At 55.3% G+C, this 9,193-nt stretch carries 9 protein-coding genes; 7 read left to right on the top strand and 2 right to left on the bottom strand.

Annotated elements, in window-relative coordinates:
- Positions 1 to 141: 141 nt before the first annotated feature.
- From zipA to QLG09_RS13545, 3 genes are all read left to right on the top strand, one after another.
- On the top strand, positions 142 to 1,128 hold the full coding sequence (zipA, locus tag QLG09_RS13535; RefSeq protein WP_020883089.1) for a cell division protein ZipA: 987 nt from the start codon (positions 142 to 144) through the stop codon (positions 1,126 to 1,128).
- Positions 1,129 to 1,197: 69 nt separating this feature from the next.
- Complete coding sequence (gene ligA / locus QLG09_RS13540; protein WP_049023281.1) at positions 1,198 to 3,213, top strand: NAD-dependent DNA ligase LigA; 2,016 nt, start codon at positions 1,198 to 1,200, stop codon at positions 3,211 to 3,213.
- Between the two features lies 1 nt (position 3,214).
- The gene (locus QLG09_RS13545; protein ID WP_014171082.1) at positions 3,215 to 3,430 is read left to right on the top strand and encodes a DUF3820 family protein; all 216 of its coding nucleotides are present in this window, start codon (positions 3,215 to 3,217) and stop codon (positions 3,428 to 3,430) included.
- Here the strand turns inward: QLG09_RS13545 and QLG09_RS13550 are convergent.
- The gene (locus tag QLG09_RS13550; protein WP_014171081.1) at positions 3,427 to 4,422 is read right to left on the bottom strand and encodes a bile acid:sodium symporter family protein; all 996 of its coding nucleotides are present in this window, start codon (positions 4,420 to 4,422) and stop codon (positions 3,427 to 3,429) included. The genes QLG09_RS13545 and QLG09_RS13550 overlap by 4 nt on opposite strands.
- Before the next feature lie 89 nt (positions 4,423 to 4,511).
- Between QLG09_RS13550 and QLG09_RS13555 the strand changes: the two genes are divergently transcribed.
- Entirely contained in the window at positions 4,512 to 5,447 is a 936-nt protein-coding gene (locus QLG09_RS13555) for a LysR family transcriptional regulator (RefSeq protein ID WP_014171080.1), read from the top strand.
- On the opposite strand, the gene QLG09_RS13560 is transcribed toward QLG09_RS13555, so the two are convergent.
- Positions 5,444 to 5,785, bottom strand: a complete 342-nt coding sequence (locus QLG09_RS13560) for a FlxA-like family protein (protein WP_049023282.1) — start codon at positions 5,783 to 5,785, stop codon at positions 5,444 to 5,446. The genes QLG09_RS13555 and QLG09_RS13560 overlap by 4 nt on opposite strands.
- Positions 5,786 to 5,992: 207 nt before the next feature.
- Between QLG09_RS13560 and xapA the strand changes: the two genes are divergently transcribed.
- The 3 genes from xapA (at position 5,993) to QLG09_RS13575 (ending at position 9,081) form a co-directional block, all read left to right on the top strand.
- Positions 5,993 to 6,817: a xanthosine phosphorylase gene (gene xapA / locus QLG09_RS13565; RefSeq protein WP_020883094.1), complete on the top strand. Its 825-nt coding sequence runs from the start codon at positions 5,993 to 5,995 to the stop codon at positions 6,815 to 6,817.
- 51 nt (positions 6,818 to 6,868) lie between these two features.
- Entirely contained in the window at positions 6,869 to 8,125 is a 1,257-nt protein-coding gene (locus QLG09_RS13570; protein ID WP_049023283.1) for a nucleoside permease, read from the top strand.
- Between the two features lie 68 nt (positions 8,126 to 8,193).
- The gene (locus tag QLG09_RS13575) at positions 8,194 to 9,081 is read left to right on the top strand and encodes a LysR family transcriptional regulator (protein ID WP_020883096.1); all 888 of its coding nucleotides are present in this window, start codon (positions 8,194 to 8,196) and stop codon (positions 9,079 to 9,081) included.
- The last annotated feature ends 112 nt before the right edge of the window (positions 9,082 to 9,193 follow it).

The raw sequence follows: 9,193 nt of genomic DNA on the forward strand, positions 1-9,193 counted from the left end.
AAAAAACAGCAAAAAGCACGATTTAGTTCATCTTTATGCTGTGAATGCTCTGCACACACTTGCACTTGACGTAAACGGCAAATACTCTTAGTGAGTAAATGTTTGCCGTGGTGGCAAGGTGTTAGAACAACAGAGAATATAATGATGCAGGATTTGCGTCTGATATTAATCATTGTTGGCGCGATCGCCATAATCGCTTTACTGGTACATGGTTTCTGGACCAGCCGTAAAGAGCGTTCCTCTATGTTTCGCGATCGCCCACTGAAGCGCATGAAGTCCAGTCGTGATGACGATGACAGTGAAAATGACATCGACGGAAGCGACGACGACGGCGTGGGTGAAGTTCGTGTTCATCGGGTCAATACTGCGCCCGGCGCGGCTCATGGGGAGCATGAAGCCCCTCGTCAGCCTCCGCAGCACCAGTATCAACCGCCGTATGCTTCTGCACAGCCGCGCCAGCAGGCGCCGCAGCCTGGAGAAGAGCCGGTGCGTCAGCCGCCGCAACAGCCTGTCCATCAGCAGCCTGCTGCGCCACAGCCGGTTCAGCAACAGCCTGTGCAGCAACCCGCGCCACAACAGCCTGCACAGCCGGTACACCAACCGCAGCAGCCTGTTCACGTGCAGCCTGCACCTCAGCCTGCGCCGGCCCCGCTCGTTGAACCAGAGCCCGTGGTTGAGCCAGAACCGGTTGTTGAAAAACCGCAGCGTAAAGAAGCGGTCATCATCATGAACGTGGCTGCGCATCATGGCACCCACCTGAATGGCGATGTCCTGCTTAACAGCATTCAACAGGCAGGTTTCAAGTTTGGCGACATGAATATTTTCCATCGTCACCTGAGTCCTGACGGCAGCGGTCCGGCGCTGTTTAGCCTGGCCAATATGGTCAACCCTGGTACCTTTGACCCGGAAATGACCGGTGATTTCGTGACGCCGGGTGTCACTATCTTCATGCAGGTGCCGTCCTACGGTGATGAACTGCAAAACTTTAAGCTGATGCTGCAGTCCGCGCAGCACATTGCTGACGAAGTCGGTGGTGTGGTGCTCGACGATCAGCGTCGTATGATGACGCCGCAGAAACTGCGCGAGTATCAGGACCGCATCCGCGAAGTTAAGGAAGCCAACGCGTAATCATCGCGTTTACATCGACTCCTCCTCAACCCCCGCATGTCGGGGGTTTTTTCTCATTGATGGTGTGATATGGACTCAATCGAACAACAACTCACTGAACTGCGAACCACGCTTCGCCATCATGAATACCTCTATCATGTTATGGACGCGCCGGAAGTGCCGGATGCGGAGTATGACCGTCTGATGCGCGAGTTGCGCGAGCTAGAGGCGCAGCACCCGGAATTGATTACGCCCGACTCACCCACGCAGCGCGTGGGTGCGGAGCCGCTGGGTGCTTTCAGTCAGGTACGTCATGAAGTCCCAATGTTGTCTCTGGATAACGTCTTTGATGAAGAGAGCTTCCTCGCGTTTAACAAGCGCGTGCAGGATCGCCTCAAAAGCAGCGACTCCCTGACCTGGTGCTGCGAGTTGAAGCTGGATGGTCTGGCGGTCAGCCTTCTCTATGAAAACGGTGTGCTGGTGCGTGCCGCGACGCGGGGTGATGGTACGACGGGTGAAGACATTACCACCAACGTACGCACCATCCGTGCGATCCCGCTGAAGCTGCAAGGGGATAATATTCCAGCCCGTCTGGAAGTGCGCGGTGAAGTATTCCTCCCGCAGGCGGGCTTTGAGAAAATCAACGAAGAGGCGCGCCGTACCGGCGGGAAAGTGTTTGCTAACCCGCGTAATGCGGCGGCAGGCTCCCTGCGCCAGCTTGATCCCCGTATCACCGCGAAGCGACCGCTTACTTTCTTCTGCTATGGCGTCGGGATTCTGGAAGGCGGTGAACTGCCGGATACCCATCTCGGACGTTTATTGCAGTTTAAAGCGTGGGGCCTGCCGGTGAGTAACCGTGTTCAGCTGTGCGACTCCCCGGAAGCCGTGCTGGCGTTCTACCACAAAGTGGAAGAAGACCGCCCGACGCTTGGTTTTGATATTGATGGCGTGGTTATCAAGGTTAACTCACTTGCGCTGCAGGAGCAGTTAGGCTTTGTGGCGCGCGCGCCACGCTGGGCAGTGGCGTTTAAATTCCCGGCGCAGGAGCAGATGACCGTTGTCCGTGACGTGGAGTTCCAGGTGGGCCGTACGGGCGCGATTACCCCGGTTGCCCGTCTGGAGCCGGTGCAGGTTGCCGGCGTGCTGGTGAGTAACGCCACGCTGCATAACGCCGATGAAATTGAACGTCTCGGCCTGCGCATTGGTGACAAAGTGGTGATTCGTCGCGCGGGCGATGTTATCCCGCAGGTGGTGAACGTGGTTGAGTCAGAGCGTCCTGACGATACGCGCGCCATCGTGTTCCCGACGCATTGCCCGGTATGCGGATCTGACGTTGAGCGCGTTGAAGGTGAAGCGGTGGCTCGCTGTACGGGTGGCTTAATCTGCGGGGCACAACGTAAAGAGTCACTGAAGCACTTCGTTTCCCGTCGGGCGATGGACGTCGACGGAATGGGTGACAAAATTATCGATCAGCTGGTAGAGAAAGAATATGTTCATACGCCTGCAGATCTCTTCAAACTGACCGCGGGTAAACTCACGGGTCTTGATCGCATGGGACCGAAGTCGGCCCAGAATGTGGTTAATGCCCTGGATGCTGCCAAAGAGACGACCTTTGCCCGATTCCTTTATGCGCTCGGTATTCGCGAAGTGGGTGAAGCCACGGCGGCGGGGCTGGCAGCGTATTTCGGTACGCTGGAAGCCCTGGAGAAGGCGAGTATTGACGAGCTGCAGAGAGTCCCGGACGTGGGGATTGTCGTCGCGACGCATGTCTTTAACTTCTTTGCCGAAGAGAGCAACCGCGAAGTGATCGGCAAGCTGCTGGAAGAGGGCATCAGATGGCCGGCTCCGGTCGTGGTCAACGCTGACGAGATCGACAGCCCGTTTGCCGGCAAAACGGTCGTGCTGACCGGCAGCCTGAGCCAGCTTTCACGTGATGATGCTAAAGCACGACTGGTTGCGCTGGGGGCAAAAGTGGCAGGCAGCGTGTCGAAGAAAACCGACCTGGTTATTGCCGGGGAAGCCGCCGGTTCGAAGCTTGCAAAAGCTCAGGAGCTGGGCATTGAGGTTATCGACGAAGCAGAAATGATGCGCCTGTTAGGAGAGTAACGTGGAGAAAGAGCAGCTCGTTGAGATCGCCAACACGGAGATGCCATTCGGTAAATATAAAGGCCGCAGGCTGATTGATTTACCGGAAGATTATTTGCTGTGGTTTGCCCGCAAAGATGGGTTCCCGGCTGGACGACTGGGTGAGCTGATGGCTATCACGTTACTGATTAAAACCGAGGGGCTGACGCAGTTGGTTCAGCCCCTGAAACGTCCTTAAGCTTTCGCGGCGCGGGTCTCTTCCTGCGCCTGTTTTTCCGTCTGGCGTTTGTAACGACGCGCCAGCACCGCGCAGACCATCAGCTGGATCTGATGGAAAATCATCAGTGGCAGTACCATCATCCCTATCATTGAGGTCGGGAAGAGAATGTTTGCCATAGGAATGCCGTTCGCCAGGCTCTTCTTCGAGCCACAGAAGACAATGGTAATTTCATCGGCTTTGTTGAAGCCGCACTTGCGGGCCACAAAGACGTTTACGCCAATCACAATCGCCAGCAGAACAAGGCTGACCACCACGATAAACAGCAGCGAGCCTGCGCCCACCTTATGCCAGATGCCATTCACAACCGCTTCACTGAAGGCTGAATAGACTACCAGCAGAATCGACGACTGGTCGGTTTTTGAGATCCATTTTTTGTGCTTTGCAACAAACGCGCCCGTCCATGGGCGAGAGAGATGGCCCAGCACAAACGGCAGCAGCAGCTGCAGACAGATTTTACCTACCTGTTCCAGGTTACCTTCCGCACCGTGCATGTTCATCAGCAGACCCACCAGCAGCGGCGAAACGAAAATCCCTAACAGGCTGGATGCCGACGCTGAACAGACTGCGGCTGCGACGTTACCGCCCGCCAGAGAGGTAAACGCGATAGCGGACTGCACGGTGGCCGGCAAAATGCACAGATACAGGAAGCCGGTATAAAGGGCCGGGTCGACATTCACCGGCGCCCACCATGCGAACAGCACGCCGAGTACAGGGAAGAGGATGAACGTGCTGCACATCACCCACAGGTGCAGTCGCCAGTGGCTCCCCCCCGCAATAATGGCTTCGCGCGAGAGCTTTGCGCCGTGCATAAAGAACAACAGCGCGATGGCCGCGGTCGTCAGTCCTTCAAAAAAAGGAACGAACCCGCCCCGTGCGGGGAAGAAGGAGGCCAGTAATACCGTGACAACCAGAGTAAGCGTAAACGGATCAAGAATACGAAATAGTTTCATAATGACTCCTGAAAACAGATATCGCTATTGTGCTTTTTTCTGTTTGAGAAATAAAATTGATTTATTGCATCCATTCATGAATTAAACAGATGAATTATTCCTTACGCCAGCTTCGCATCTTCGTCACCGTAGCCCATGCCCGCAGCTTCAGCCGGGCAGGGGAGATCATCGGCCTGAGCCAGTCCGCGGTAAGCCACAGCGTGAAAGAGCTGGAGAGCCAGACGGGTGTCCGGCTGCTTGATCGCACCACGCGTGAAGTCGTGCTCACGGAAGCCGGACAGCAGCTGGCTCAGCGCCTTGAACGGCTGCTGGACGAACTCAACAGTACGCTCAGAGATGTAGGTCGACTGGGACAGCAGCTGTCGGGTACCGTGCGGGTTGCGGCCAGCCAGACGATATCCGCGCACCTTATCCCGCAGTGTATTGCAGAGGGTAATCATCGCTATCCGGATATCGATTTTGTTTTGCATGACAGGCCGCAGCAGTGGGTGCTGGAGAGCATCCGTCAGGGTGATGTGGATTTTGGTATTGTTATCGATCCCGGTCAGGTGAGTGACCTGGAATGTGAAATTGTGCTTTCTGAGCCGTTTCTGTTGCTTTGCCGGGACGACGATCCGCTAGCCGCGCAGCCGTCTGTTCACTGGCAGGCGCTGCAGGGAGCGAACCTGGTATTACAGGATTATGCCTCGGGCAGCCGTCCGCTGATTGATTCTGCGCTGGTGACGCAGGGCGTTAAGGCGACCATTGTGCAGGAGATTGGACACCCGGCAACGCTGTTTCCCATGGTGGAGGCCGGCATAGGGATCAGTGTATTACCCGCCCTGGCGCTCCCTTTGCCGCAGGGAAGCCGTCTGGTCGTGAAGCGACTGACGCCTGCTATTGAGCGAAAACTGATGCTGGTACGGCGAAAAAACCGTTCGCTCTCCGGGGCTGCGCAGGCTATCTGGGAAGTGGTGCGTATCCAGGCGCAACGATTAACCGAGGCCCGTATACGCGATCCACTGTTTAACTCAACAGAGCGTTAGACGTAGATGTCTATTTGATGATTGTCTGATGTGTTCTTCGGACCTTCCACGTTGACCAGACTTTGCTCTTGTTTCTTCTGGGCTTCTTCCGCCTGCTGGCGCTGCAGCTGTGCGAGCTGTGCCTGCAGCACTTTGATTTGCACCTGGATAAGCTCCTGCTGTTTCTTCTTCTCTTCCGCACTGCCGGAACCGTTCGCAACCTCTTTTAACTGTTGAGTCAGCTTGGTTATCTTGTCAGTGATGCGGCTGATCTGGGCAGCGATATCGTTGCCGCCGGAAGAACGACTCCCGCCACCGCTGGTTTGAATGGGCTGGGTTGTAGCCTGAATGGTCGTCATACTTTTTCCTCTCGCTGTAAAACAGAGGTATCGGCGCCAACGCAATTAGCTTGAGCAAAACTGCCATATCTGGCAGGGAAAGGTATTGATACCAAATCAGTATTGATGGTGCAGAGAAAGTGTATTGGAGGTAACCCGCAGGCTCCAGATATAAGACTAAGGTCATGCGATCGGTGATATCGCGATCTTAATTCTCAAGGAGCTTTTATGACCCTCTCGAATAATCCCTGGTTCTCTGCAGACATCATTCGTGCCGCTAAACCTGATTTCACTCCGCGGGTTGCGTTTATTCTCGGCTCAGGTCTTGGCGCGCTCGCCGAGCAGATTGTTGACGCTGTGGTACTGAGCTATGAAAAACTGCCGGGCTTCCCGGTGAGCACCGTTCACGGTCACGCCGGTGAGCTGGTGTTGGGGCATCTTGCCGGTGTTCCGGTCGCCTGTATGAAAGGGCGCGGTCACTTCTATGAGGGCCGCGGCATCGCCGTCATGACCGATGCAATCCGCACCTTCAAACTGCTGGGCTGCGAACTGCTGTTCAGTACCAATGCCGCCGGTTCGTTACGTCCGGAGGTTGAACCGGGAAGCCTGGTTGCCCTCTGCGACCACATCAACACCCTGCCGGGTACTCCGATGGTCGGGCTGAACGATGACCGTTTTGGCGACCGTTTTTTCTCGCTGGCCAATGCTTATGACGCAGATTGCCGTGCCCTGCTGCAGACCGTGGCGAGCGAGAAGGGCTTTCCATTGCATGAGGGGGTGTTTGTCTCTTATCCAGGCCCTAACTTCGAAACTGCGGCTGAGATCCGCATGATGCAGATCATCGGCGGAGATGTGGTGGGAATGTCAGTGGTGCCGGAAGTGATCTCGGCGCGCCACTGTGGCCTGAAGGTGGTCGCCGTTTCGGCCATAACCAACCTTGCTGAAGGTCTGAGCGATGTAAAACTGTCGCATGAACAAACGCTTGCCGCCGCCGAACTCTCTCGCCAGAACTTCATCGATCTTATCTGCGGTTTTCTGCGCCAGCTTGCCTGAGCGAAACAACACCGTGGCCCGTGAGGGCCACTCTGCTATAAGGAATCGGGTATGAACATCACGACGCGCTTAAAGATGATGTCCTTTATGCAATATTTTATCTGGGGAAGCTGGCTCGTTACTCTCGGCGCTTACATGATTAACACCCTGGGTTTTTCCGGCTCTGACGTGGGTATGGTCTACAGCTCGAAGGGGCTTGCCGCGATCGTGATGCCCTCGCTGGTGGGCATTATTGCCGATAAGTGGCTGCGGGCAGATCGTGCATACGTGATTTGCCATCTCGTCTGTGCCGTTGCGCTTTGCTATGCCGCGCAGGTCAATGAACCGGGGCTGATGTTCTGGGTCATGCTGGTTAATGCCATGGCCTTTATGCCGACCATTGCGCTATCGAATACCCTTTCCTACTCCTGTCTTGAGCAGGCAGGGCTGGACACGGTGACGCATTTTCCAACGGTGCGGGTCTATGGCACGGTAGGCTTCATTGTGGCGATGTGGGCCATAAGCCTGATGGATGCAGAGTTAACCAACATTCAACTCTACATTGCTGCTGCCGCGTCGCTGGTGCTGGCGCTCTATTCACTGACGTTACCGGCCATTCCGGTGGCGAAGAATAAAACCTCATCGACACTGGCAAGCAAACTTGGCCTGAATGCGTTCGTCCTGTTTAAACAGCCCCGAATGGCGGTGTTCTTTTTGTTTGCGATGCTGCTGGGCGCCGTGCTGCAAATCACCAATACTTTCGGTAGCCCCTTTCTGCATGATTTTGCGCGTAATCCGGCGTATGCGGAAAGCTTTATCGTTAAATATCCTTCTATTTTGCTCTCCGTCTCGCAGATGTCAGAGGTGCTGTTCATCCTGACCATTCCTTTCTTCCTCCGACGTTTTGGCATAAAAACCGTGATGCTGATGAGCATGGTGGCCTGGATGCTGCGTTTTGGACTCTTTGCGTATGGCGATCCTTCCGCGACAGGCGTCGGGCTGTTGATGCTGTCAATGCTGGTCTACGGTTGCGCGTTCGACTTCTTCAACATCTCCGGTTCGGTGTTTGTCGAACAGGAGGTAAGTGCTGATATCCGCGCCAGCGCGCAAGGGCTGTTTATGACGACCGTTAACGGTATCGGTGCTTATTTCGGATCGGTATTGAGCGGCGCGGCGGTAGATTATTTCTCCGTGGATGGGGTGAAAGACTGGCAGACCATCTGGCTGGTATTTGCGGCGTATGCGTTGGTGCTCGCCGTGGTGTTTTATTTCAGCTTTAACTATCGCCACACCAGTAAAAACAGCGAGTTGCGCATAGTTGCGCATTAAAGTTTTCCCGGCTGGCGGTGAAAGGCTTTAAGGTGGGAGCATAAGTGTTATCGCCAGGATATGTGTTGATGGAACGCGTCTACCGAACCGACCTCAAGCTACTGCGCTATTTTCTGGCCGTCGCTGAGGAACTTCATTTTGGACGGGCTGCGGCCCGTCTCAATATGTCGCAGCCGCCGTTGAGCCTGCATATAAAAGAGCTGGAGAGTCAGCTCGGTACCTTACTGTTTATTCGCCACTCACGAAGCGTCGCCTTGACCCATGCGGGTAAAGTATTGATGGAAGAGTCCCGTCGACTGCTTGCCAGCGCAAACCAGGCACTGGCGCGGGTCGAACAAATTGGACGGGGTGAGGCGGGGCGGATTGCGCTGGGCATTGTCGGTACCGCCATGTGGAGCGAAGTGCGCACGGTCATGCGCACATTTTTGAAAGAGCATCCGAACGTTGATGTCGTCTTTCGCGAAAAGTCGCCGGTAATGCAAATGGCGCTGCTGGAGCGTCGGGAGCTGGATGTCGGGATCTGGCGAATGGCAACCGAGCCCACCGCAGGATTTACCAGTATCCGCTTACGGGATGCGGCGTTTCTGGTTGCGCTGCCGGAGGATCACCGGCTGGTGGGGGAAAGCGCAATTGCGCTCACCGAACTACAGAATGAGTACTTTGTAACTATGCCGTCTGCGCATTCTGACTGGTCGTTCTTACAGCGAGTGTGTCAGCAGGCCGGTTTTTCACCGATGATAGTGCGTGAAGCCGATGAACCGCAGACGGTGCTGGCAATGATCAGTATGGGAATGGGGATTACGTTAGCTGCTGACAGCTATGCGCAAATGCAGTGGCCCGGTGTGGTATTTCGTCCATTACAGGTACGTATACCGGCAGATTTGTATGTGGTGTATGACGAGAAGCAGGCGACGCCGGCGATTAAGTCGTTGATAGCAACGTTGACGGAAGAGTGATGTTATACCGCAGATAGCAAAAAAGCGCCTTTAGGGCGCTTTTTTGCATTGGTGGGGCGTGCAGGATGACTCGCTTCGCTCGCCCTTCGGGCCGTCGCCGTAAACGGCTCTG

This window comes from Enterobacter sp. V89_11 (genome assembly GCF_029967775.1).
GTDB classification, from domain to species: Bacteria; Pseudomonadota; Gammaproteobacteria; order Enterobacterales; family Enterobacteriaceae; genus Enterobacter; species Enterobacter ludwigii.